We start from the raw sequence: 20,259 nt of genomic DNA, 5'->3' as shown, positions 1-20,259 counted from the left end.
CCGAAGCCCCTTTGTTAGTTGATGCCTAACTCTTTGCGCTTGGCTTCAATGTCGGCGGTCAGCTTTGCCACACCGGCATTGTGGTGCGGCTTGGTGCCAAAGATTTCTTCATACTGCTGCTGCAGCGCGGCCAGCTTCGCACTATCGTCGCTGTCGCCGCCGCCCTCTTCCAGCAAATTGCCATCACCATCGATCAGCTGCAGGTTGTCGCCAGCCTTTCCGCCGTATTCGATGGTGTCGCCCTCTTCCAGCAGATGCCCGTTGATGAATGACTTCCGTGTGACGCGGTACATTTTCAGTTGTGACATGTCACGCCCCGTTAAGCAGTGATGTTGAAGGCGCTTGCATAGCTGCGTTGTGCATCAGCATCCAGCAGCAGGCCAGCAGTGAAAGTACCGGCGGTCAACGGGCCAGTAGCCACGGTGTAGTTGACGCGCAAATAGCGCTGAACACCGTGTGGAACAGTGGCCACGTAGCGATAACCAACCTTCAGATCAGCAACTGCGATTGCACCGGTCTGCAGCAACGTGGTTGCACTGGCGAAATCGCTGGTCTTGGAGGTTTGCAGACTGATCGTTACGGTAGCGGAACCGCCGGCAGCTGCAGTGGAAGCCACTTGGGCGATGAACTCAACCGGGTAGCCAGGGCCGATATCGCGTACATCATTGCCGGCATACAGCGGCCCGAGGTCGATAACGTCAGTAGAAGGCGCGGTTGCCGTAACAGCCTGCGCCTGCGAGAACATATTCAGATAGTCGAGGATCATTTTGTCTCTCCATCATTGAGAAAGGAGAGCCGCACCCGGCGGCTCAGCCGGGATTATTGAACCTGAGATTCAGTGCTCAGCAGAGCATCGCAGGTACGCACTGGCACGCCGCGGAACGAAGTCCACCACACGCCTTCGGTTTCTTTAACGCTGATTGCCAGAGAGGCTTTTTCAGTTGCCTGAATGTCCAGGTATTCAGCCGCATCGCGGTTCATATAGAACACAGCCTTACCCATCTGCAGGTTAGGGATGCGATGCAAGGCCTGCACCATCAGCTTAGCCAGATTCGGGCCATCGTCGGCGCCCAGCTTGGTGGTGTCGATGTTGGCAATGCGAACCACATAGCGCCAGTCGCGAACAGTCAGACCATTGTCCCACTTGTAGTGAGTGCGGTAGCCTTCGTATTTCCCTTTGTTCTGGTCTTCAAGGGTGACTTGCCCCTTGTCAACGTGGCTCAAACCTGCAGCTTTACCTTTAGGAAAGATGCCATGGACTGTGTTTGTACCCCAGACAACCAACCAGATTGACGTCAGGTTAGAACCGGTGCCGCCAGCATCGACGATGTTCTGTGCATTTTTGGCAGACTTGTCGTTATACCGAGCAGCCAGGCCAGTGAAGCGTTGCGGATTGATGCGCGTATCACCATAGATCACCGTTTCAGCCATCTGTTGATTCATCGCCTCAATGAACGCGCGATCTTCTGACAGTCGAAACTCATTGGTATTGCCGTTCAAATCCGCCAGGTCTTTATCGATCTCTGCATAAGCTTCCAGCATGCCAGTGCTGTCAGTTACTTGGGCGGTGGTAGATTTGCTTGGTTGCACGCCATAGTTAAGCAGGCGCCAGGTTGCTGAAGGCAAACCCGTGCGAACAGTTGTTCGGTGACCAGTAGGAAGATTGCCCTCAACAAACACCATATCCGAAAGGAAAGGGTTAGTTTGAGAAAGCAACTCAACGATTGCGGGGATCTTCCCGTCCGGGTCCATGCGCTTTGCGTGGTCTGCCAGCGTCAGCGCGTTAGTGCCTTTAATAGCCATTCGATGTTACTCCTTATTACCGTAGAGAATGTCGGCCGCGCTACGCTGACCGCCTTGACCTGGCACGACGAAGGTATCTTCAGCCATCGCCTTGCCGACTTTTGCACAGAAGCGAACCAATGCCGGGTGATTACCCAGGCCGCTCGCATTCAGGTATTCGCGCAACTCTGTGTTGCCGAACTGATCCAGCGCGCGCTGTGCTGCGCCTACGCTGGCGTTGAACTTGTCGCCGCCGATTTCTTTGTCGGCCTTTACCTGCTCGCCCCAATCAGCAACTTGCTTGCTCCAGGCTTCTGCCTGCTGCTGCTGGATCTGCGGGTAGATGTCGACCAGCTTTTGCGCCTGCTCTTGGCTCAATCCCAGTTCTTTGGCGATCGGCTCAAACACAGCCAGAGCATTGGCATCCAGTACCTGGCCTTCAGGCGGAGTGAACTCGTATTTATCCGGCGCAGCGGGTTTCTTTTCCTTTTCCGCTTTTTCCGCAGCTTCCTTATCGGCTTTCTCTTTCGCGTCTTTTTCAGCAGCAAGTTCTTCGGCCGTCTTGCTGCCTTCCTGTTTTCCTTCGCCTTCCGGGTTGCCACCTTCCCCCGGATTATCTGAATTGGCAGCTGCTGCCGGGTTATCGCCGGTTGCTGCAGGTGCTGCGCCACCATCTCCACCTTCTGGCGGAGCTTCAGAGCACAGACGGCGATACATCAAACGTTCGAACAAGTTCATGCGTTGCCTCTTAAGCCATGATCCCCGCGGCCTTAAACTTGGCCAGCAGAGCGTTAAGGTCAGTTACCAACCCAGCCACATCGGTTGCGGTTGAGTTAGCCTGGGTTGCAGCCTGCTTCACGCCGCCTACTACAGAAGCGGATGCCGCCGGCGGTGCGAACGTGGTTGGTTTGCCGGTAATGTCACCCCAAGCAACGGAGGAACCGCCGCCGCTCAGAACCTTAACGACTTGCACGCAGCCGTCATTCCGGATCACTTTCTGGCGTTGTGTTGCCATGATTAGCCTCTCTGTCTTTCTCGGCCTCGGCGGCCATCTTTAGGTACAGTTCGGGGCAGAACTTCAACACATCATTGAATAGCGCCAGCCCTGAATTGCGGTTACCTTCATTGAAAATTGTGCTATTCACCTCGCCGGTGAATGAGATGCGAAACACACCAGCCTGATCGAGAAGCCCCCATACAAAACGGCGGCCACTCTCAGTTGCCATCACCTTCTTCACGTCGTCAGCGTGGCGCTGTTGGAGTTGCTCGCGAGTCATCATTGCTGCGCCACCTGGCCTTGCTGCATAGCCTGCTGAATGCTGGTCAGTAAGTTAGGGTCTGCAGTTCCTGATTGGCTGAGAGTCTTCGCGATATCCGCTGCACCGGCGCCCATCTGCAGGCTCTGCGCTGCCTGTTGCTGCTGCGCGCGCTGTTCGCGCTCTGCCTGCACCTGCTCATCGGATTTGGTGATCGTCGTAGGAACGCCAAGCATGTCGCCGTACTCATCGATCGCCTGGTCAACATCAAGCTTGTCAGCGGCCTGCTGGAACCCTGCCGCAGCCATATTCCCGATGAAACCGACAAAGCGCTCAATAGAGCCAATGCCAACAGACTTCTGCGCCTGCGCCATCACGCTGGTGTATTCCACGCGCAGCGGCTGCCCCTGCAATTCATCCGGAGGCGGTGGCAACATGCCGCGGCGCATCATAATGTTGAAAATCCGGTCGATAGCCGGGTCCAGCAGTTCATCGTTCAGGCGGTCGAGCACCGGGCCGATCTGCAGCATCTTCTCGTCGCGCATCTCGTTGACCGCTTCGATCGGCATGCTGCGGGTGTTTATGTTGCTGAACATGTTGAACAGCGGAACGAAGTAGCACTCATTAACAAGCTGGCGACCGTCCTGAATACTGCCGAGCAGTTCCTGAATGCGGGGGTTGATCTCGTAAACCGGTTTGAATCCAGCCGTGTCGCCGGCGCCGTTGTAATAGGAAACATCGCCAGGCAGCAACGACAGGCGTTCATTCTTCATCGAACTTGGCGCCATCATTGGCGGGTTAACCAGCTTGTCGATCGCCTGGTCTTTGCGCTTCTGCTGAAGCTGCAACGCTTTAACGCCGCCCAACGCAAGAATGCCCGGGCATGATGAGCCGTATGCATCCTCGCCGTTGATGTCCCAGCGCGGCACCAAGATAGGCATTTCATCGAAACCAGACTCGCTCAGCAGCTTGTCACCGGAGCCGCCTGGTTCGTAATAAATCGAGCTGAAACGCTTGTTCTTCGCGTTCAGTTTTCCAGTGTCCCGGTTGGTGTTCGGCAATACGGCATGCACGACTTCGAACCACGTTTCAAACGAGCCAGTATCCCAGGCGGATGCCACAGCATCGCTCACGTTCTCCTTTCCAAACTTCGCCACCAACTGACGGCAGGTCATGGAGAATTTGCGGAAGACGGTGTCGACCTGCAGGCGATCGCTGTTCGAGATGTAGTAGCTTCCGATCGGCAGCACGTGCGTGCGGATCACATCCTCTTCATCTTCCAAGATGGAAATCGCACCGGTGGCAAACGTGCCAAGGTAGCGATAGAGCACCGTCAGGGACTGATACCAGTTAGATTTGTTCATCACGTCGTTCATTAATTCGACGACCTGAGAAAGCCACATCTTGACCGGCCAGCTATCCATCAATTGCTTGTCGGGAGTGCTCAGAGAAAACCACGGGCGCGTCGGGCTGGTGATGCCGGACAACATGCCAGATTCAAGAGTGCGCGAAGCAAGCCCGCCGGTAGGGTCAACAACCTTGGTGTTTCGCTTATTGCGGCCGGCATCGGTTGTAAGGAATCGCCCGCAGTTTGGCAGGATGAAATCGCTCAGCTCTTTCCAGTGCGAGTCATACGACGCCCGCGCGGTTACAAGCTGAGATAGCTGCTTTTCAAGAAACTGCTTGCGGGATTCCTGCTCAACCATGATCAGCCACCCAACAGAGTTTTGCCGGTGGTGCTGGCCTGGCCAGTGGCGCCCTGCGCACCGGTAAGGATTGTCGACTGTTGGCCAGCGGCTGCACGGCGCCGAGCCTTGTCCTTATCGGCAGCATCAATCACTGCAGCATCCTGCGCTTGCGGCGCTGCCTGTGGCTGCGGCGGTGTTGAAACCTTCGGCGTACTCATGCACATGCGCGTAACCCTCCCAAATAATTACCAATTAAATCACATGAGAATTATTTTGACTAACTTGTTGACGTTATAATCAAAATAAATTACCTTTATGGTAATCATTGAGAGCGTAAGCCGAGCCAGCAACTTAAACTTTTACACAGTATAAAACTGGTATCGGTGCTCTCGATGGTTCAACAGGTAAGAGCATTGCCGGTACCAGATTGATTTATTGTCGGCGTCTAAGTAGTGCTCTTTCCGTTGTGGTGAATGCGCAGGCTGATGCGACGTGTACTAAGTACAAGCGGCCATAGGCAGAAATGCCATGAATTGAGCGGTTGGATGGCTCCGCTTCCAAGCCAACAAGCCGGAGATCAGCACCGGCCATCACAACCAATAGCCGTGACCGTTATTAACCTGGAATGCTGTGTGTAGGATTTAGCCCGCCTTGCGCGGGCATTTTTTTAACGAGGAATCATTCGATGAACGACAAAGAAATCGAGCAGGAAATCCAAGCCAAAGGTAAAACCGCTCCGCGTGTAACGCCTGACCATATTGAAAGCATTATCGCCAGCGAACATTTTTTTACCGCTGCTCAAGGATACGATAAGTCAGCCGCTGATAATTTCCATGATGACCCTTACCCACTGGCAACGCCGGACGCATTACACCTGCTGACATTCTGCGTTCTGGTACTTCGCAATGGCTTCACCGTCACCGGCGAAAGCGCCTGCGCCAGCCCAGAAAACTTCGACGCCGAAATCGGCATGCAGATCGCCCGCGCCAACGCCGTGCAAAAAATCTGGATGCTTGAAGGCTATTTGCTCAAACAGAGACTGCACGAAGGCAAGTGACAACAGCCCCTGAGCAGAATTTTTTGTATACTGCCTGTTGATGGCAACATGACGAACAACGTAGGCGAGGTTGCATATGGAACGAAGAGAACTAATTGCAAGTCTGTTCGAAGAACTTGTGATAGCCAGGGGTTTGATTAAAGAGATTTGCACGGAGCGAAACATTCCAGAGCCAAATGCTTCTTTGCAGCGGATGGATAAAACCATCAATGCAGCAAAAGAATACATGAAGGGAAACGTATCATTATAAAACGATCGCGCCAATAGCCCGCAACCGCGGGCTTTTTTACGCGTATGGGTCATAGTCTGTTATCGCCCCGCCGCGCTTCTCGCCGGGCAGAGCGTGCTGGCGTTTTGTCACTGGATAGGCGAACGTCAGCACGAAGGCATCACCACAACCTGGGGAGCGACCGAGTCGCTCCTTAATGTCTTCCTTCGGCTCCAGCACTATCTTTCCATCTGTCCTAACTTTGTACTCAGCCGCAGATAAATCCTCTGCTGTCTCGCGCTCATCCAGCGCGCCGCCGAGCTTTAACCAGGTCTTGGCGTTGTTATACATCTCACCGCGCTTATTCAGCATCTGCGGGTCGCTCGATGCACTACCGAATGGCACCAGCGTCCATGAACGCCCCCAGCCGCTACCGATTGAGTGCAAGCCAGTACCATACCCGAAATCGATATGCACAGCATCGGCGTGATACTGGTCTTCGAAGTCAGCAATCCGTTTGGCCATTATCAGGTCATCGGTGGTTTTATTGCCACGCCAGAGAAGCTTCGCATGCAGCCCGCGCCGCATGTAGATTACCGCGTCATCGGCGCCAGAGTATGCCGGGTCGACACCGATGATTGTCGGGGCGTGCGCCACATCCCGCTCTGTAACTATACGCGCCAGCGCTGCATCAGTTAGGCCAGTTGGGATAAACTGCGTCTCCGAGGCGTCAGGGAATGTCCCGCGCACGCGCACTTTGAAGAAGTCGCTATCCTCGCCGTTGTCCTCTTCCCATTTGGCGATCTGCTCTTTGTTCGTTCCCTCAACTGTGCGGCTGTCGATCTGCTTACCCTTCCAGCGGTGGCGATACTTGCGGAAGCACTCACGAAATCGCCCCATATTTCGCGTAGGGTTACCGAATGCCACCCAAATAATTTCGGTTCCTTCATCCGTCAGCGCACCCTCGGCAACCTCCCACACCAGATCGGCAATGTTGGATGCCTCATCGAAAATCAGGATGATGCGCTTGCCCTTGTTGTGCAGGCCGGCGAATGCCTCCGTGTTGTTCTCTGACCACGGTACGGCGTCAGCTCGCCACGATTTCGCGTGAGCTGGGTCATTGGCATAGATAGCGGTAGCAGTGCAGTTAAACCAGTCGCTGGTGATAGATAGGCGCTGCCACTTGGCGATCTCCGGCCAGGTCTTGGTGCGTAACTGATTCTCTGTGTTGGCGGTCACCACTACCTTGCAGTCTTCGCAGGTGTCCATGCCCCACTTCACCAGCATAGAGATCCAGGCAGACTTACCGATTCCGTGGCCTGAAGCGCGGCAGATTAGCAGCGGTTGATGGCGGGTAGCTGGGTTTTGAAGGTGGTCGCCGATCTCATCGAATGCCTCACCCTGCCATTTACGCGGCCCGGCTGAGTCGTGCAGCTCGGTTCCTTCCTCGCCCCATGGGAACGCATAGAGCGCGTAGCCGTGAGGGTCATGCGTGAAGCTGGCGATATCCTCAACGAGCTGCTGCTCGAGTAGCTCTTCGTCATCACTCACTTGGTGTTTTTCTCCAGTGCACGCCGGCGGGCGTTGGCCATACGATCGGCCAGGGTTACGTTAACGTTGACGTCTACGCGATCTTTGAAGGCCTGTACATCGACGTGCTTACCAATCAGCTCGAGGTTCTTCACTTTGTCAGGCCACTTGATTGACTTGAGCACGCCGATCATCTGCTTGTCATCGCCCTGGCCTTCGAACAGTTCCGCCACCTTCACGCCGGACAGAAATTGTCGCCACGCCTTCGGCCACGAGCTAAGCGGCTTCAGCGTCAGATCATCGTTCATGATATCGGCGAGGTCCAACTCATCGATTTCCACCAGCCGCTTGAGAACGTAGTCAGCGCCTATCTTGGTGCGCTTATTGCGTTGCTTCATCAGTTCCGCGATACGCTTTTGCACCTTCGGGTTGTTCATGTTGCGCGACGCCGACACGGCCGCATTCTTATAGCCTGCAGCCGCCGCCGCCGCGGTCTGGTTGTCCGGGTTCTTGATGTGTTCCTGGCAGAAGCGTTCCATCTGCGCGTTAAGCTTACCGTCTCTCGCCATAAAAATTACCCCCTGGGTAATATCATAACACGCAGTGAAAAACCGCCAAGCGGCGGATGTTGTGTTGTGTGACTCGTCACGCTTTGCCATGTGACACGTCACAGTGTCTTTAACATCAGCTCTCGCCAGATCTGTGTCTGACCACACGCCGCCTCACCGTTGCGGTAACAACCTCCGCCAGGGCCTGGCATAGATTCACCGCACTGGCATTTATGGCTGGCCAGTTCCGCAAGCTGGCGCTTCAGTTGGTTGATGTCCTGCACCGCCAGCAGTTCAAAATATTCATCGACGCTGTACGGCTCTTTACCGGGACGCCGCGCACTACAGTTGGCCTGGATCTGTTCGAAGATGTGATCGCTAACCTCGAACGTAATCCGACGCCGGCCGCTTACAGCTGCGCTGCTAGCCGCTTCTCTTTCGCGTTGCCGCTGGGCGCGCTTACGGTCGCGCGCGTCAGCCTTGCGTTGTTCGTCGCTCTTAGCCATTCCCACCCCCTGGCGCTGCTGCCAGCATTGCGGCGCGGCAGGCGTTCCAGCCTTCAGCGAATTGCTCAGCTTCGGCGCTATTAAGAACAGCACCAAGCCGGAATGCTTTTTCTGCTGCCATTGACGCTGTAATAATCCCTGGCATTGCTGGCGGTGACGGCTGGGGAATCAACGCGTTCAGCCTTTCAAGGCGCGCATCATTTTCAGCCCTTTGCTCTGGTGCCATAGCCTCCAGTTCGGCCTCATATTCTTCGCGTCTATTGAGAGCATTCAACATGCTTTCAGTGGGAACGCCTTTTCCAAAAAGAAGACCGGGCAGGATGCGCACAGGACACGGCAACCTTTCCGGGAAAGTTGGCGCTGGCGGGGCGATGTAGAGCGGGATAACATTCCTAGCCTGCCCCTCATCAATTGCCCATTGCGGCGGAGCCTCGCGCTCAATAACGGGTTTAAAATTCTGTGGACCTTCGCATGTTATGCATGAGGCCCACTCATAGCTCCACGCTACAGGCTGCGCCTCCCGGTTAGCCAGGAGTTCGCGCGCCATCAATTTAGCGTCGCCATGCTCCATGAATCCATCCTCTGCGATTTCACGCAATCTTTCGATCGTTAGTGTCATGCATTCTCCCTCAGTCCCAGCATAATGTTGATGCGAAATAGGCACCGCGGCACGGCGTATCGCGTGGGTGGTTCCAACTGCCGTAACCTTCCTGACCGCCAATCGGGCTTACCTTGTACCAGGACTGGTAATATCGAGCGGTGCGCGCCCAAATCTCAGCAATGTCGCTATCGATTTGGTCTTGACTTACCGCTGCCTGGATAATATCGGCTTCGGTATAGTCGCCACGCATTACTAGAAATCGGCAATCGTCTGACGTCTGATATTCAACAGCGCCATCGTATAGACCTTTCTTTGTTGGCTTGATTAATTCTGTCATCCTACTCACCCCCCTCTACGGTGAAGCCAACGGCGCGGATGGCGTCGGCGCACTTGATTACGGTAGCGTTATGCGTATCCCGCTCAGCCCATAGAATGCTGCTTGCGTATTCGCTTGGGGCAGCAAGTAATGCTGGCAACCGCACCGGCGTAGCCAGCTTGGCGTCCAGCTCGGCGATGCGCTGCGTTAGGGCGGAGACGTACTCTTGCGAGTAGAGAGGCTCAACGATTGGATCTTGTGACGGGTCGCGAACACAATCTATCTTGCCGTCATCTTGCGTTACATACCGATTCCCCAGGCCATACGCCTTGGCTTTCTCCAGCGTAGAGAAAGTGGTGTTGGCGTTGATGGTTTTATCAGGCTCGCCATTCATATTCCGAAATCGCAGTGAATACGCCACCGGCTTGCTCAGTGCGTTTATCTTATCCACGCTTCACCTCCGCATAATGCACCCCTCACCTCCGCATAATGATTCCGCTCTGTGCGTCGGGCCTTTTCTTCCGTTGTGACCGTCAGTGAGTTTGCAGGGACACCGCGATAGCCACTACCGAAATGCTTAACCACGACCGCGCCGTTATGAAATGCGACGACCTCACACCCACGCTGACCCCACTTTGTTTTATGAATGCAGAATGCGCCAACAGTCAGCTTGCTCAGCTTATTGTCCATCTCGTTACCTCACTCTGAATCCGTTGCAGTTGCGAAGGAACTCGACGATGTAGCCCTTCATTCTGGTGTGCCATTCTTTGTCGTTACCGTTGCACCAACCGTCCGGCGGAGTCCATGTTTCAACAAAATCAGCCATCTTCTTGGCCTTGGCTGGAGTTGCGGTAGCCGTATCACAGAATTTCCTGGTGTCTGTCAGCGCTTCCATGCCGGGGATATCCAGCACACAAAACCATGTGTGATTTGGCATTTCGACGTCAGGAATCCGTTGGTTAGGTCGGCGAATATCAACCATGCATACGCTCACAATGCTTGCTCCTTCTCATCCCACACCGCGAAAGCGCAATCATCGACATCTACTTCGCCAGTATTGCCACACTGCGGACAGGTAATTTTGTCACCGGCATATAGCCAGCAACCTATGCCTTTTTCCGTCTCAACTTTGTGCGTCTCGTTGTCGCATTTAGGGCATGCGCCAAGCCATGAAATATTCAGAGTTTTCATTGTGCTTTCTCCTGGGCCTCGGCCCGCTGCTTAATCCGCTGGCTTTCTTCCCCGGCTTCAAATGCGGCCTTTAAATCGATGCGAAGGCGGTCAGATGGAAATCGGTTTTCTGATTCAAGCCATTGATCGAACGTAAGAGGCTGCGGTCTGTTGCTCTTACGCTTAGCCATGCTGGGACTCCTTTGAGTTAGCCTCAAACACTGCCATGGCAAATCCCCGTGGGGTTGCGCTGCGAATGTTCTTTGTCCTCGTTGACTTGCCACCGCACAGTCGCCAGCCTGGGTTATCTTTCTGTGCCGGCGCTATGTGGCGCGCTTTTGGTTGGCGAAATCCATTGCCGCACCAGATATTAGTCGTCTTGTTGTAGCGGTCGCGCCCGGGGTAAACCTCCGGGTAGAGCGGGTGCTCATCACCATCAGGCAGGTAGCCGGCGAAGTCACATGGCTGAAAAGCAAAGTCTGGCTTGCGGTAGATGCTGGACAGAACGCCGACAGGATTTTCGAAAGCCCACGGCGCACCGGTGATGACGCCAACAATACGGACGAGGTCGGCAAGCTCTGCTGCTTCAATCTGGAACATCGGGTTAGCCTGTCGCTTGGCTTCGAAATGGCGGGCTCCGGCAACAGTCAGGTCGGTACACTCAGGGAACCCGAACACCATGACAACGCCATCACCCACCATCCGTGCAATCTCGCGCGCCTGGCTGAGCTTGTCGCCGGCACTGAACCACATGCCAACACGGACATGATTACCATCTCTGGTAATGCCGGCATCGTGCTGTCCATCGAAGCACCAACACTCGTAGCCGGCTTCCAGCCACGGTTTTGCCATCAGCCCGGTGAAGTCGTAGAGGAAGATTGCCCTAGGCTTCAGTTCATTTGTTGGCATCACGCACCTCCCACACGACGAAACTCGATAACCCACACCCAGGGATTAGCGTTCCAGCTGTCTTCACCGTAGATGGATTGCCATAGGCGCTGGAATGCAACTTTGGCTGTAGCAAAGTCGCCCTTTGGCGTCAGGAATGTGTCTGGGTAATCCGGCAGCATGTCGCCAGCCGGTTTTACGCCTTCAGCCTTGGCGTCCTCTTCGCTGATATCGTTCAGGCGCTCAACGCGCACGGCGGTGATTTCCAGCAGGATGCGGCAGGCTTTACGTGGCATGTGAAGTGAGGGCGTCCACTTCAGCCCATACTCTTTGCGGACTTCATCGCCATAACTTCCTGCCGGGGTGTCGGCGCGATATGCGAACCCTTCAAATTTACCGGTAGTGGCTTCAATGCCGGTTCCGGTTAAGTCCATGAACGTCTCCCGCACCCACAGCCGATCGCCTACCTGGCCGAATGGGAAGACCTTAAAGCAGTTGGCAAAATTTCTTACCGTGTCGCGGTATGTTGAACCAATGCCGTATGCGGCACCATTCCAGTTAAACCCTGTCCGCTCGCTTAGTGTTGGTTGCGGATTGATAACCCGCCGCGTCTGGGTCTTGCGGCCGTCGAGAATGGCGCGAACCATCTCGCCGTTGAAAATCACTGGGCGCTCTTTCATTTGGCCTCCCGCAGCTCGTCAGATTTGAGTTCCGCGACCGTAGCGCTGATAAGCTGGCAGTCACATAGATGCTTGATGGCTAGCGCGGTAGCCTCATTCCGGATAGCTGCAATTGCTGCGTCAGTGGCTGGGGTTTCGTTTCGCTCCCAGTCTTTGATATCTCGCGAATGGTCTATTTTCAGCTCAGGGTCTTCCATTAAGCTGATGGCACTGAGGAACATTTTATTCCCCGCGGCCTTCAGCGCCGCATTCTCCACAGCCAGAGCGTCGGCTCGCTTCTGCTGCGCATCGCGCTCAGCCTTCAGTGCTTCGTAACTCATTGGCAGCGGCTTATCAGTTTTTATATCTTGATTTTCAACGATATTTTTCATTATCAAATCCTTACCTGTGTGTACGTTGGTTCAGTTATTCCAGCTCTTTGCAGTCGATGCAGAGCCGGACGCCTGGCACGGTTCTGCGCCGTGCTTCTGGAATTTCTTCGCCGCACTCGTCGCATTCATGCGCCGCCGGCAGTGATGACTTTTTGGTTACTGCATCGATCTGCGCCTGCAGGTATGTGGCTGCGCGTTCGTTTGCGTCGTCGATGTTGTCCATAGTTACGCTCCGATTCCGTGGCGGGCGATGAGCAGTGCATCGGCTACGGCCTGCCCTTTGGCTTTCTGGTCGAGGATCCGCAGTGACGGGTAAAGCTGAATTGCCCGGCTGCGTGCCGCGTCTTTGTCGCTACCGATCAGGCCTGCGGTTTTCTTCCAGGCTTGCGGAGTCACCAGGCTGTAGGGAATCAGCAGCCCCTGCAGGATCCCTTCGACAACGCCAGCGGCGTGCCCAAAGGTGAACATGCTGCTGACGCCCTGCCCCGGCATTGCGCCGACTTGTTCCAGAAACGCCTCTGCACCAGTCAGGTCGAAGGTACGAAGAAACGATGCTACTGCTGCGCCGTTAACACGGGACTTAGTGCCGACTTTGACCGTTGGCATGCAAATCGAGTCCTGATACACGCCACAGTCATCCAGAACGACAATCGCGCCTGAACACCCTGGGTCGATCCCGATGATTACGTTGCTCACTGCTCACTCCTTAAATCACCTTTTAGGTAATCATTACCAATTAGGTAATTATTTGCAACTAAAAAATAGCGATTGCTCTCACAAATCGCACATGCGCTAAAACTCTCTGTGCGGCCTTACAATCGATTTTATGGCTCAACCCATCTCGTTACATGCCATCAAGGCACTTAACGCAATCTACCTACCGTAGCCGCAGTAATTTCAGCATTTCAATTCGTATTCGGTTTTGGTTTGTATAAGTCCATCCATGCAGGGCGTGGTCTAGTCTTGTCTTGTAGCCGCATGGTTGGCCTTGGAACCTCACCGCCGTTAGCTACCTTCTGGCACCAGTGCTCAAGCTGTTGCTTAAGTGCCTTTTCAACTTCCATTTCTGTCAGGCGATACTGGATCATGCGCTGCCTTACGTCGGTGCATATCCAATACAAAACCGGATGCGACCAAGGGAAAAGCTCAGCGCTGTCGTACATGCCGCGATCCCGGCAGTACCAACGAAATTCCGTAGATATATCCTGCAGAGAAATACCAAACGGGTTTTGCTCTGCTGATACCGATGAGACCATGGAGATGAACTCTGCCAAATCAGGAGGCCAGGAGTTACCCGCCAGACAACGAGCAATGCAGGCATCCATGACTCCAGACATTTGCTTTTCACTCAGCCCGCCAATCGCTGCTTTCCAGGTCAATGATGGCATCGTCCCGTTCTTTGCCACCCACCGATCCGAATACATCTCGCCCATCATTTCCCACAGGTGGTATGCCTTCTCGCTCGCGCTCAGCAGCGATTGCTGCCCGTATTCTCTCGACAGCTCTGCCGCCTGTATTGGCGCCTTGTTGAATTCGTCCATCATTGCCTCCAGATTTTGATTCGATAGCTCTACGCTTCACGATGCTTTGAGCAAACTTCTGCTCCCATTGAGCTTGCTGAAACACTTTCCCTTCAGCGATCCAATACGTTACAAACTCGGCCAGCTCTGGCTGTGAATATCCATTCCCAATTGACCTCCCCCAAAGTGCCGCGCTTTTCACAAAGTCGGGTCCAGGCGCCCAGCCTTCCACCATCTGAAACTTTCCAAAGTTGTTCCCGTTCATTGGGAATGGTGGCGAATCCTCTTCTTCAGGCGCAGCCGAATTTTCTTCGCGCGCGTCAGAGTGGGGGTTTATCCTGCTACTGCTACTGCTACTGCTACTGCTACTGGTTACGGAACGGTTTGCGAAGGGTTTCAAAAGGGTTTCCCAACCCTTTATTTTTTCCGCATTTTTGTGCTCTGATATTGGCATCATCAATTCAATGAAAACCCGCGCCATTGCTGGCTTTGCTTCGAATTCATCAGGTATTTGACCGAACAATTTCAGGGCCGCTACTGCCTGGTTAACGTTGTCGATGGTGTTCCATCTCATAAAATTTGTAATGAACACCCATTTGTTCTTTGGATTTCGGGTTATGAAACCCCTTTGAGACAGTTCCAGTAACCCTTTCGAAACCCTTTCTATTGGCCAATTAACATCCTCGGTTATGTATCCGTCCGGGAGTCGGAAGCAGCCGATCATGTTTGTGTGCTGCCCGGTCAACAGATACAGCGCCAGCAATCTTGCATCATCTGACAAGTGCCGCATGTCATCGCTGGACCAAAATGACGTGTGCACCTTGCCGTAATCACGCATGGGCGACCTCGCCACTCTCTTTGGCAAGCGTAATCATTTCCCTGATCCGCTGACGCTGTGCCTTTGTATGATTGGCATTGCACTCCACGCACGCCCCGTTCACCGTGTAACGCTCGCATACATGCCCATTGCGGCAGGCGACGCCGGTGTAGTATTTGGTGAGGCCTAACTTTGCGGCCTCCGTCCTGGTAATAATTTTCACGTCCTCCACCTCTTTGCGTGTATGAATGTGATAGAGATTAGCGGTAACACAAAAATAGATCAACCATAAATAGATTTTTGTTACCAATAACCGAGGAGCAATAAAAAAGGGCCGCGTTAGCGACCCTTGATATGGTGTTGTTAATCAGTAGAAGAACAGCACCAGCTCCTGCTTAGTCAAATCCGGCTTTCTTTTCTTGCACGCCTTAAACAGCTGATCAATGAACTTTTTCTTCGGCATTCGCGTCTTCCTCTGCGTATGCGTCATGATGTAAAGCGCGGTGGTGCCGGCTTCTTCTGCAAACGCATCGCGCTCATCTTTGCTCATCCCCAGCCAGAATTGTTTGAAGTTAAACGGCTCCATATCCTGCCTCATTTCAATGTTTGATCGTGCAGATAATTACCTAAATGGTGCCATTTCGCAAGTTTGTTACCTCTCCGGTTCGTTTACCATTTAGGTAATTTTGTTTTAAATACATGCAACAACCTATTCAAGGGACTGTGAAACCACTATGAAAAGCATTAACGACATCCGCCGCGAGAACCTCCGAGACATCATCAACCGTGATTTCGATGGCCGGCAAGTGCGCCTGGCGGAACGGCTGGAGATTAATGCCAACGTAATCAGCCGTTGGTTGAAGCCGGCGACAGACAAGAACCACAAGACGATCGGTGACTCGGTGGCGCGCAAGCTTGAGGTTGCAGCGAATAAGCCTAAGTTTTGGCTGGACCGCGATCACATGATGGCAATGGCCGCCGGCGCCGAAGCTGTGCAAGAGGAAACCGAAGTCGGCGCTATTGTGGCGAGCAATCTGGAATTGTGGATGAGCAACAACCGCGAGCTTTCCAGCCAGGCTAAAGTTGGTGCCGCCGCCGGCGTTGGCCAGTCTACTGTTAACCGGGTGCTGAGCCGTGAAGGCAATATCACCATCAACAGCCTGGAAGCGATCGCCGGTGCGTTCGGGCGCCGCGGCTATGAGCTTCTGCTGAAGCCGAAAGACCCTACCCTGATTAATTATGATCGATCACAATACGCGCAGTTGCCGGCCGAAGATAAAGCCAAGATCGAATCATTCATTGAGTTCGTGATGCAGCAGGCGCGAATCTAACAAGACAATCCCATTTCATGACAACAAGTTACCGCCATGCGGCGGTTTCTCACGCCACCAATAGTTACCTTTTGGGTAACTTTTTCTATTACTGACTATTGACAGCACCCCTTTTACGGTCGATTATTACCTCAAGAAGTTACCAGATAGGTAATGATGCTCTTTAACAATCAGGCAGGAATTGAGGCACCGCGATGATGCGATGAAACAGCACGGATTCCGTGCATTACTTTGACCTTAATAGTTACCAGCAAGGTAACTTAAAGAGATAAAAATGATTTCTCAAACCATCAACGGGATTTTCTGCGTGACCGTCTGCGGCTGTGTCAGTTGGCGGTTTGCAGATTTCAATGAAGCCCTGCACTGGGCATTTACAACACGGTTAGCGATCGATACCGCCAACCGGATCGGAGCGTAACTATGAACACACAACAGGCTATCGATATTGAAAAGATCGTTGCCGGCTTCACGGAGCAGGACAACGAAGCAGTTTATGCAGAGGTTGAGGCGCTGGATAAGAAGGTGCCGATCCATGGCTTCACCGCTTTCATCAGCAAGTACCTTCCGCCGGACTTTGACCCGGAGGTTTTAGCCCTGGGCGCCGACTCAACCGACTACCAGGAAATGGCAGGCGCGGCAATTTGGGATTGCATAACGGAGCTTGTCAAGCGTCAGCGCGCATTGGAGATCTACCGCCGGCGCCACCAGTTCGACGAGGTGGCGTGATGAAACAAGGTATCTATCACGACATTTCAAACGAGGATTACCACGCTGGCGACGGCGTGAGTAAGTCTCAGTTGGACATGGTCGCCAAGAACCCGGCTCTGCTGCAGTGGATCAAGTCGGCACCGGTCGACACTGAAAAGCTAAAGGCGCTGGACATGGGAACGGCGCTGCATTGCAAGTTGCTTGAGCCGGACGAATTCAACAAGCGGTTCATCATCGCGCCAGAATTTAAACGGCGCACCACGGCAGGAAAGGAGGCCGAAGCGGCATTCCTGAAAGACTGCGAGCATACCGGTAAAACCGTCATGGACGCAGAGCAAGGCCGGAAACTTCAGTTAATGCGCGACAGCGTTATGGCTCACCCCGCAGCGCGCTGGATGCTCGAAGCTGACGGACATTGCGAATCTTCATTTTACTGGACTGATTCGGAAACTGGTGAGTTGTGCCGGTGCCGGCCAGACCGGTACCTAAGCGATCACCCTTACATCATCGATGTGAAAAAGGTGGCCGATATGGATCGCTTCCCTCGCCACATCGATGAATTCCGCTATCACGTCCAGGACGCCCTATACCGCGACGGATTCCAGCAGGTAACCGGCGAAACTCCCGGATTTTTCTTCCTGGCTGTCAGCGAGACGATCGACTGCGGCCGCTACCCGGTACGCGTTTATGAACTCGACGCAGCAGACGTAGACGAGGGTCACCGACTCTACCGCCGGGATCTGAATACCTATCACCAATGCCGCATCACTGATGAATGGGGCGGCGTCGAAAAAATTCAACGCCCAGCATGGGCGCGCAAACAGGACCAATACGCATGAGCAACGAACTCTCTTTGACATCTCAACACAGCGCCACAGTAGGAACAGCAGCGGCTATCTTCAGCCCGGAGGGGATGGATCGGCTTGTTCGCTTCGCCGAACTGATGGCACAAAGCAAAGCCACCGTTCCGCAGCACCTGGCAGGAAAGCCAGCGGACTGCCTGGCAGTAACGATGCAAGCGGCGCAGTGGGGTATGAACCCATTTGCTGTAGCGCAGAAAACCCATGTTGTTAACGGATCGCTTGGCTATGAGGCGCAGCTTGTTAACGCAGTAGTCTCATCATCCAATCTTTTGGCCACCCGCCTTAATTACAAATGGGATGGCGACTGGTCGAAGGTAAACGGCAAAAATGATAAGTCTGCCGATCTGACGGTAACGGTATGGGCAACTCTACGCGGAGAAACCGAACCTCGCTACCTCACTATCAGTATGAAAGATGCCGGCGTGCGCAACTCACCGCTTTGGGAACACGATCCAAAGCAACAACTGGCATACCTGTGCACCAAACGCTGGTCACGCCTACATGCCCCTGATGTTCTGCTGGGTGTCTATACCCCGGACGAGCTTGAGGAAACCAAACCACGCGTTGAACGCGACGTCACCCCACCCGCCACCAGCGCCGCCGGCGTAAATAGCCTTATCAACGGCAAGAAGCCGGAAAAAGAGATCAAGGCAGTGAACCAAGATGAGCGGTCGCCTGATGATCTGCTGGCTGCGTTTACCGAAGCGGCAAACAAAGCCGCAAGCGTGGAAGAACTGGACAAAGCCTATAAATACGGCGCCCACGTTCTGGCGCCACATGAAGAACAGTTGCAGGCAGCCACCGACGTTTACAACATCCGTCGCGATGAGTTGAACGAAGTCCCTATGTAACCAACCGTCGCGGGGCTACTGCCCCGCCAAAGGAGAAGCAATGAAAGCAGCAGTAGATAAAAAAGAATTACTCCGGATGGTTCCTATGTCTGAATCAACAATCAACTCAATGGAGAAGGCTGGTGAGTTTCCTAAACGATTTGCAATGACGAATCGCACCGTTGCATGGAACAGGGACGAAGTCGAGGCATGGCTTGATGCACGTCAGAAAGAGTTCACCGGCGTAAAGCCTAAGCACCATCCCGATGTCCGCCAGCGCAAACAACGGCCAGTACAGGAGCGCGCAGCATGAATATCAAACGTCACATGATGCGTAATGTGAGTCCATCCATCAATGCCAAAGCGGGGCAGTAAATCATGAAAGATGCCAACTTTACAGACTATATGATCATCGGGCTGATGGTTATTAGCTATGTTTTCATTTTGGTTCAGGCGTGGAAGTGGCTGGTACTGATTCTGGCCAACCGATTCGACCGATTCTTAAACCGTAACAGCCCGAAGCAGCTCGCCATTAACGCGTTATACGATGCTTTCGAGATTCAGAAAATTAAGCAAGGTGACCGCATCACCGTTAAAACAATCAATGGGCTGTGTATCCGAATATCGAGATAGCCACGCGAAGAGGATAGAGCATGAGCTATCAACTTATCTACGCAGATCCGCCATGGCAGTACGGCAACAAAATCAGTAACGGCGCCGCCGGCAACCACTACAGCACGATGACGCTGCAGGACTTGAAGCGGCTTCCAGTCTGGTCAATCGCAGCCGAAAACAGTGTCCTCGCCATGTGGTACACCGGTACCCACGCGGAGCAGGCGAAGGAACTGGCCACCGCTTGGGGTTTCGACGTTAGGCAGATGTTCCTGTTTACCTGGGTGAAGTTCAACGAACTTGCAGAGCGTACTGTCAACGCCGCTATCGAAGATGGTCTGGTCGACTTTTACGACTTTCTCGATCTGCTAAACGGCGTAACCAGGATGAACCCCGGGAATTACAGCCGCGGCAACCAAGAATCAATGCTCGTTGCTGTCCGCGGCGCTGGCCTTGAACGACAGGATGCATCTGTGAAGCAGGTGATCTATGCGCCAATCACGCAGCACAGCGCGAAACCATGGGAGGCGCGGCATCGTCTTGAGCGGTTATATGGTGACGTGTCACGAATTGAACTTTTCAGCAGGGGTGACGCGCCAGGCTGGCACCATTGGGGTAACGAATGCCCACGGAATGACGTAGAACTGCTCCCAGGCGGCTTTACCATACCAGCAGCAGTGAGGATCGCATCATGAAACACAACCGTGATGATGTTATGCAGATCGTGAAAGACAACGAGAACATCGGCTATGCAAAGATAAAGGAGCTGTACGAAATGGAGCACAAGCCAATCTCATCACATGCTCTTAGCCGCGCGCTGGCTACGTTGGTTGACCACCAGCTTATCGAGCGGAAGCTACACGGCAATCAACCATGCACTTACGCGTATTCCGGCGGAAAACGACGGTTCGAACAAAGCCCAAAAATAGCCATATTCGATCAGTGCCTGGCATCAGTCAGCGCACGACAAAATTGAT

The 20,259-nt window shown here is 53.7% G+C and carries 37 protein-coding genes; 11 read left to right on the top strand and 26 right to left on the bottom strand.

Features of this window, described 5'->3' with window-relative positions; genetic code table 11:
* Window positions 1-14 precede the first annotated feature (14 nt).
* The 8 genes from AC6BYQ_RS15515 to AC6BYQ_RS15480 are packed head-to-tail and all read right to left on the bottom strand — an operon-like array spanning window position 15 to window position 4,950.
* Window positions 15-308: a hypothetical protein gene (locus AC6BYQ_RS15515; RefSeq protein WP_498057158.1), complete on the bottom strand. Its 294-nt coding sequence runs from the start codon at window positions 306-308 to the stop codon at window positions 15-17.
* An 11-nt stretch (window positions 309-319) separates the two neighbouring features.
* On the bottom strand, window positions 320-766 hold the full coding sequence (locus AC6BYQ_RS15510) for a Bbp16 family capsid cement protein (protein WP_404769090.1): 447 nt from the start codon (window positions 764-766) through the stop codon (window positions 320-322).
* A 53-nt stretch (window positions 767-819) separates the two neighbouring features.
* Entirely contained in the window at window positions 820-1,803 is a 984-nt protein-coding gene (locus AC6BYQ_RS15505; protein ID WP_498057157.1) for a major capsid protein, read from the bottom strand.
* Between the two features lie 6 nt (window positions 1,804-1,809).
* Complete coding sequence (locus tag AC6BYQ_RS15500) at window positions 1,810-2,520, bottom strand: peptidase (protein ID WP_498057156.1); 711 nt, start codon at window positions 2,518-2,520, stop codon at window positions 1,810-1,812.
* A 10-nt stretch (window positions 2,521-2,530) separates the two neighbouring features.
* Window positions 2,531-2,797: a head fiber protein gene (locus AC6BYQ_RS15495; RefSeq protein WP_498057155.1), complete on the bottom strand. Its 267-nt coding sequence runs from the start codon at window positions 2,795-2,797 to the stop codon at window positions 2,531-2,533.
* Window positions 2,763-3,062, bottom strand: a complete 300-nt coding sequence (locus AC6BYQ_RS15490) for a Bbp19 family protein (RefSeq protein ID WP_228005607.1) — start codon at window positions 3,060-3,062, stop codon at window positions 2,763-2,765. Before AC6BYQ_RS15490 ends, AC6BYQ_RS15495 begins: the two co-directional genes overlap by 35 nt.
* Window positions 3,059-4,744 (bottom strand): portal protein, encoded by a 1,686-nt coding sequence (locus tag AC6BYQ_RS15485; protein ID WP_498057154.1) that lies wholly within the window; start codon window positions 4,742-4,744, stop codon window positions 3,059-3,061. The genes AC6BYQ_RS15490 and AC6BYQ_RS15485 overlap by 4 nt, the downstream gene beginning before the upstream one ends.
* A 2-nt stretch (window positions 4,745-4,746) precedes the next feature.
* Complete coding sequence (locus AC6BYQ_RS15480) at window positions 4,747-4,950, bottom strand: hypothetical protein (RefSeq protein ID WP_033648882.1); 204 nt, start codon at window positions 4,948-4,950, stop codon at window positions 4,747-4,749.
* 461 nt (window positions 4,951-5,411) lie between these two features.
* Here AC6BYQ_RS15480 and AC6BYQ_RS15475 point away from each other — a divergent pair, with 461 nt between their 5' ends.
* Both AC6BYQ_RS15475 and AC6BYQ_RS15470 read left to right on the top strand, forming a co-directional pair.
* Window positions 5,412-5,783, top strand: coding sequence for a Gp49 family protein (locus tag AC6BYQ_RS15475; protein ID WP_498057153.1), 372 nt, complete (start codon window positions 5,412-5,414; stop codon window positions 5,781-5,783).
* Window positions 5,784-5,859: 76 nt separating this feature from the next.
* On the top strand, window positions 5,860-6,033 hold the full coding sequence (locus AC6BYQ_RS15470; RefSeq protein WP_498057152.1) for a hypothetical protein: 174 nt from the start codon (window positions 5,860-5,862) through the stop codon (window positions 6,031-6,033).
* Window positions 6,034-6,069: 36 nt separating this feature from the next.
* Here AC6BYQ_RS15470 and AC6BYQ_RS15465 read toward each other — a convergent pair whose 3' ends face one another.
* The 18 genes from AC6BYQ_RS15465 to AC6BYQ_RS15380 all read right to left on the bottom strand — a co-directional run bounded on the left by AC6BYQ_RS15465 (window position 6,070) and on the right by AC6BYQ_RS15380 (window position 15,524).
* On the bottom strand, window positions 6,070-7,542 hold the full coding sequence (locus tag AC6BYQ_RS15465; protein WP_498057151.1) for a terminase: 1,473 nt from the start codon (window positions 7,540-7,542) through the stop codon (window positions 6,070-6,072).
* Window positions 7,539-8,090, bottom strand: coding sequence for a terminase small subunit (locus AC6BYQ_RS15460; RefSeq protein ID WP_498057150.1), 552 nt, complete (start codon window positions 8,088-8,090; stop codon window positions 7,539-7,541). Before AC6BYQ_RS15460 ends, AC6BYQ_RS15465 begins: the two co-directional genes overlap by 4 nt.
* A gap of 98 nt (window positions 8,091-8,188) precedes the next feature.
* Window positions 8,189-8,575: a hypothetical protein gene (locus AC6BYQ_RS15455; RefSeq protein WP_498057149.1), complete on the bottom strand. Its 387-nt coding sequence runs from the start codon at window positions 8,573-8,575 to the stop codon at window positions 8,189-8,191.
* A complete protein-coding gene (locus AC6BYQ_RS15450; RefSeq protein WP_498057148.1) occupies window positions 8,568-9,194 on the bottom strand; it encodes a hypothetical protein in 627 nt (208 codons plus the stop codon). Before AC6BYQ_RS15450 ends, AC6BYQ_RS15455 begins: the two co-directional genes overlap by 8 nt.
* A 10-nt stretch (window positions 9,195-9,204) precedes the next feature.
* On the bottom strand, window positions 9,205-9,513 hold the full coding sequence (locus AC6BYQ_RS15445) for a hypothetical protein (protein ID WP_171404180.1): 309 nt from the start codon (window positions 9,511-9,513) through the stop codon (window positions 9,205-9,207).
* Window position 9,514: 1 nt separating this feature from the next.
* The gene (locus tag AC6BYQ_RS15440) at window positions 9,515-9,943 is read right to left on the bottom strand and encodes a hypothetical protein (protein WP_498057147.1); all 429 of its coding nucleotides are present in this window, start codon (window positions 9,941-9,943) and stop codon (window positions 9,515-9,517) included.
* A gap of 243 nt (window positions 9,944-10,186) precedes the next feature.
* A complete protein-coding gene (locus AC6BYQ_RS15435; protein WP_498057146.1) occupies window positions 10,187-10,486 on the bottom strand; it encodes a DUF7739 domain-containing protein in 300 nt (99 codons plus the stop codon).
* A complete protein-coding gene (locus AC6BYQ_RS15430) occupies window positions 10,483-10,683 on the bottom strand; it encodes a hypothetical protein (RefSeq protein ID WP_197666068.1) in 201 nt (66 codons plus the stop codon). The genes AC6BYQ_RS15435 and AC6BYQ_RS15430 overlap by 4 nt, the downstream gene beginning before the upstream one ends.
* Window positions 10,680-10,853 (bottom strand): hypothetical protein, encoded by a 174-nt coding sequence (locus tag AC6BYQ_RS15425; RefSeq protein ID WP_498057145.1) that lies wholly within the window; start codon window positions 10,851-10,853, stop codon window positions 10,680-10,682. Before AC6BYQ_RS15425 ends, AC6BYQ_RS15430 begins: the two co-directional genes overlap by 4 nt.
* Window positions 10,846-11,571 carry a Dcm methylase gene (locus AC6BYQ_RS15420; protein WP_498057144.1) on the bottom strand — a complete coding sequence of 242 codons (726 nt, stop codon included), beginning with the start codon at window positions 11,569-11,571 and terminating at the stop codon, window positions 10,846-10,848. Before AC6BYQ_RS15420 ends, AC6BYQ_RS15425 begins: the two co-directional genes overlap by 8 nt.
* A complete protein-coding gene (locus AC6BYQ_RS15415; protein WP_498057143.1) occupies window positions 11,571-12,230 on the bottom strand; it encodes a hypothetical protein in 660 nt (219 codons plus the stop codon). Before AC6BYQ_RS15415 ends, AC6BYQ_RS15420 begins: the two co-directional genes overlap by 1 nt.
* Entirely contained in the window at window positions 12,227-12,601 is a 375-nt protein-coding gene (locus AC6BYQ_RS15410; RefSeq protein ID WP_498057142.1) for a hypothetical protein, read from the bottom strand. Before AC6BYQ_RS15410 ends, AC6BYQ_RS15415 begins: the two co-directional genes overlap by 4 nt.
* A 34-nt stretch (window positions 12,602-12,635) precedes the next feature.
* Window positions 12,636-12,824 (bottom strand): TraR/DksA C4-type zinc finger protein, encoded by a 189-nt coding sequence (locus tag AC6BYQ_RS15405; RefSeq protein ID WP_498057141.1) that lies wholly within the window; start codon window positions 12,822-12,824, stop codon window positions 12,636-12,638.
* A 2-nt stretch (window positions 12,825-12,826) separates the two neighbouring features.
* Window positions 12,827-13,297, bottom strand: a complete 471-nt coding sequence (locus AC6BYQ_RS15400; protein ID WP_498057140.1) for a hypothetical protein — start codon at window positions 13,295-13,297, stop codon at window positions 12,827-12,829.
* A 209-nt stretch (window positions 13,298-13,506) separates the two neighbouring features.
* The gene (locus AC6BYQ_RS15395) at window positions 13,507-13,989 is read right to left on the bottom strand and encodes a replication protein P (protein ID WP_195892178.1); all 483 of its coding nucleotides are present in this window, start codon (window positions 13,987-13,989) and stop codon (window positions 13,507-13,509) included.
* Window positions 13,946-14,959 (bottom strand): DnaT-like ssDNA-binding domain-containing protein, encoded by a 1,014-nt coding sequence (locus AC6BYQ_RS15390; RefSeq protein ID WP_498057139.1) that lies wholly within the window; start codon window positions 14,957-14,959, stop codon window positions 13,946-13,948. Before AC6BYQ_RS15390 ends, AC6BYQ_RS15395 begins: the two co-directional genes overlap by 44 nt.
* On the bottom strand, window positions 14,952-15,161 hold the full coding sequence (locus AC6BYQ_RS15385; RefSeq protein WP_498057138.1) for a hypothetical protein: 210 nt from the start codon (window positions 15,159-15,161) through the stop codon (window positions 14,952-14,954). The genes AC6BYQ_RS15390 and AC6BYQ_RS15385 overlap by 8 nt, the downstream gene beginning before the upstream one ends.
* Window positions 15,162-15,305: 144 nt before the next feature.
* On the bottom strand, window positions 15,306-15,524 hold the full coding sequence (locus tag AC6BYQ_RS15380) for a hypothetical protein (protein WP_033648895.1): 219 nt from the start codon (window positions 15,522-15,524) through the stop codon (window positions 15,306-15,308).
* 148 nt (window positions 15,525-15,672) lie between these two features.
* Between AC6BYQ_RS15380 and AC6BYQ_RS15375 the strand changes: the two genes are divergently transcribed.
* From AC6BYQ_RS15375 to AC6BYQ_RS15335, 9 genes are all read left to right on the top strand, one after another.
* A complete protein-coding gene (locus AC6BYQ_RS15375) occupies window positions 15,673-16,269 on the top strand; it encodes a helix-turn-helix domain-containing protein (RefSeq protein WP_033632339.1) in 597 nt (198 codons plus the stop codon).
* A 274-nt stretch (window positions 16,270-16,543) separates the two neighbouring features.
* A complete protein-coding gene (locus AC6BYQ_RS15370) occupies window positions 16,544-16,687 on the top strand; it encodes a DUF2985 domain-containing protein (RefSeq protein ID WP_121513954.1) in 144 nt (47 codons plus the stop codon).
* A gap of 2 nt (window positions 16,688-16,689) precedes the next feature.
* Window positions 16,690-16,995 (top strand): hypothetical protein, encoded by a 306-nt coding sequence (locus tag AC6BYQ_RS15365; protein WP_498057137.1) that lies wholly within the window; start codon window positions 16,690-16,692, stop codon window positions 16,993-16,995.
* Window positions 16,995-17,816 carry a PD-(D/E)XK nuclease-like domain-containing protein gene (locus tag AC6BYQ_RS15360; protein WP_498057136.1) on the top strand — a complete coding sequence of 274 codons (822 nt, stop codon included), beginning with the start codon at window positions 16,995-16,997 and terminating at the stop codon, window positions 17,814-17,816. Before AC6BYQ_RS15365 ends, AC6BYQ_RS15360 begins: the two co-directional genes overlap by 1 nt.
* Complete coding sequence (locus tag AC6BYQ_RS15355; protein WP_164037991.1) at window positions 17,813-18,691, top strand: RecT family recombinase; 879 nt, start codon at window positions 17,813-17,815, stop codon at window positions 18,689-18,691. The genes AC6BYQ_RS15360 and AC6BYQ_RS15355 overlap by 4 nt, the downstream gene beginning before the upstream one ends.
* Before the next feature lie 40 nt (window positions 18,692-18,731).
* On the top strand, window positions 18,732-18,983 hold the full coding sequence (locus AC6BYQ_RS15350) for a helix-turn-helix transcriptional regulator (RefSeq protein ID WP_104874739.1): 252 nt from the start codon (window positions 18,732-18,734) through the stop codon (window positions 18,981-18,983).
* A 65-nt stretch (window positions 18,984-19,048) separates the two neighbouring features.
* The gene (locus AC6BYQ_RS15345) at window positions 19,049-19,303 is read left to right on the top strand and encodes a DUF4752 family protein (protein ID WP_498057135.1); all 255 of its coding nucleotides are present in this window, start codon (window positions 19,049-19,051) and stop codon (window positions 19,301-19,303) included.
* Between the two features lie 20 nt (window positions 19,304-19,323).
* On the top strand, window positions 19,324-19,977 hold the full coding sequence (locus AC6BYQ_RS15340; protein ID WP_498057134.1) for an MT-A70 family methyltransferase: 654 nt from the start codon (window positions 19,324-19,326) through the stop codon (window positions 19,975-19,977).
* Complete coding sequence (locus tag AC6BYQ_RS15335) at window positions 19,974-20,258, top strand: hypothetical protein (protein WP_498057133.1); 285 nt, start codon at window positions 19,974-19,976, stop codon at window positions 20,256-20,258. Before AC6BYQ_RS15340 ends, AC6BYQ_RS15335 begins: the two co-directional genes overlap by 4 nt.
* The last annotated feature ends 1 nt before the right edge of the window (window position 20,259 follow it).

The sequence above is a fragment of the Serratia sp. LTN-2 genome (assembly GCF_059740205.1).
Note: the sequence above shows the minus strand (reverse complement) of the source record. Positions and strands in the feature narration are given on the sequence as shown.

Coding starts and splice junctions, on each gene's coding strand:
- AC6BYQ_RS15515 (WP_498057158.1), bottom strand. CDS start 308: ATGTCACAACTGAAAATGTACCGCGTCACACGGAAGTCATTCATCAAC.
- AC6BYQ_RS15510 (WP_404769090.1), bottom strand. CDS start 766: ATGATCCTCGACTATCTGAATATGTTCTCGCAGGCGCAGGCTGTTACG.
- AC6BYQ_RS15505 (WP_498057157.1), bottom strand. CDS start 1,803: ATGGCTATTAAAGGCACTAACGCGCTGACGCTGGCAGACCACGCAAAG.
- AC6BYQ_RS15500 (WP_498057156.1), bottom strand. CDS start 2,520: ATGAACTTGTTCGAACGTTTGATGTATCGCCGTCTGTGCTCTGAAGCT.
- AC6BYQ_RS15495 (WP_498057155.1), bottom strand. CDS start 2,797: ATGGCAACACAACGCCAGAAAGTGATCCGGAATGACGGCTGCGTGCAA.
- AC6BYQ_RS15490 (WP_228005607.1), bottom strand. CDS start 3,062: ATGATGACTCGCGAGCAACTCCAACAGCGCCACGCTGACGACGTGAAG.
- AC6BYQ_RS15485 (WP_498057154.1), bottom strand. CDS start 4,744: ATGGTTGAGCAGGAATCCCGCAAGCAGTTTCTTGAAAAGCAGCTATCT.
- AC6BYQ_RS15480 (WP_033648882.1), bottom strand. CDS start 4,950: ATGTGCATGAGTACGCCGAAGGTTTCAACACCGCCGCAGCCACAGGCA.
- AC6BYQ_RS15475 (WP_498057153.1), top strand. CDS start 5,412: ATGAACGACAAAGAAATCGAGCAGGAAATCCAAGCCAAAGGTAAAACC.
- AC6BYQ_RS15470 (WP_498057152.1), top strand. CDS start 5,860: ATGGAACGAAGAGAACTAATTGCAAGTCTGTTCGAAGAACTTGTGATA.
- AC6BYQ_RS15460 (WP_498057150.1), bottom strand. CDS start 8,090: ATGGCGAGAGACGGTAAGCTTAACGCGCAGATGGAACGCTTCTGCCAG.
- AC6BYQ_RS15455 (WP_498057149.1), bottom strand. CDS start 8,575: ATGGCTAAGAGCGACGAACAACGCAAGGCTGACGCGCGCGACCGTAAG.
- AC6BYQ_RS15450 (WP_498057148.1), bottom strand. CDS start 9,194: ATGACACTAACGATCGAAAGATTGCGTGAAATCGCAGAGGATGGATTC.
- AC6BYQ_RS15445 (WP_171404180.1), bottom strand. CDS start 9,513: ATGACAGAATTAATCAAGCCAACAAAGAAAGGTCTATACGATGGCGCT.
- AC6BYQ_RS15430 (WP_197666068.1), bottom strand. CDS start 10,683: ATGAAAACTCTGAATATTTCATGGCTTGGCGCATGCCCTAAATGCGAC.
- AC6BYQ_RS15425 (WP_498057145.1), bottom strand. CDS start 10,853: ATGGCTAAGCGTAAGAGCAACAGACCGCAGCCTCTTACGTTCGATCAA.
- AC6BYQ_RS15420 (WP_498057144.1), bottom strand. CDS start 11,571: ATGCCAACAAATGAACTGAAGCCTAGGGCAATCTTCCTCTACGACTTC.
- AC6BYQ_RS15415 (WP_498057143.1), bottom strand. CDS start 12,230: ATGAAAGAGCGCCCAGTGATTTTCAACGGCGAGATGGTTCGCGCCATT.
- AC6BYQ_RS15410 (WP_498057142.1), bottom strand. CDS start 12,601: ATGAAAAATATCGTTGAAAATCAAGATATAAAAACTGATAAGCCGCTG.
- AC6BYQ_RS15405 (WP_498057141.1), bottom strand. CDS start 12,824: ATGGACAACATCGACGACGCAAACGAACGCGCAGCCACATACCTGCAG.
- AC6BYQ_RS15395 (WP_195892178.1), bottom strand. CDS start 13,989: ATGCCATCATTGACCTGGAAAGCAGCGATTGGCGGGCTGAGTGAAAAG.
- AC6BYQ_RS15390 (WP_498057139.1), bottom strand. CDS start 14,959: ATGCGTGATTACGGCAAGGTGCACACGTCATTTTGGTCCAGCGATGAC.
- AC6BYQ_RS15380 (WP_033648895.1), bottom strand. CDS start 15,524: ATGGAGCCGTTTAACTTCAAACAATTCTGGCTGGGGATGAGCAAAGAT.
- AC6BYQ_RS15375 (WP_033632339.1), top strand. CDS start 15,673: ATGAAAAGCATTAACGACATCCGCCGCGAGAACCTCCGAGACATCATC.
- AC6BYQ_RS15370 (WP_121513954.1), top strand. CDS start 16,544: ATGATTTCTCAAACCATCAACGGGATTTTCTGCGTGACCGTCTGCGGC.
- AC6BYQ_RS15365 (WP_498057137.1), top strand. CDS start 16,690: ATGAACACACAACAGGCTATCGATATTGAAAAGATCGTTGCCGGCTTC.
- AC6BYQ_RS15360 (WP_498057136.1), top strand. CDS start 16,995: ATGAAACAAGGTATCTATCACGACATTTCAAACGAGGATTACCACGCT.
- AC6BYQ_RS15355 (WP_164037991.1), top strand. CDS start 17,813: ATGAGCAACGAACTCTCTTTGACATCTCAACACAGCGCCACAGTAGGA.
- AC6BYQ_RS15350 (WP_104874739.1), top strand. CDS start 18,732: ATGAAAGCAGCAGTAGATAAAAAAGAATTACTCCGGATGGTTCCTATG.
- AC6BYQ_RS15345 (WP_498057135.1), top strand. CDS start 19,049: ATGAAAGATGCCAACTTTACAGACTATATGATCATCGGGCTGATGGTT.
- AC6BYQ_RS15340 (WP_498057134.1), top strand. CDS start 19,324: ATGAGCTATCAACTTATCTACGCAGATCCGCCATGGCAGTACGGCAAC.
- AC6BYQ_RS15335 (WP_498057133.1), top strand. CDS start 19,974: ATGAAACACAACCGTGATGATGTTATGCAGATCGTGAAAGACAACGAG.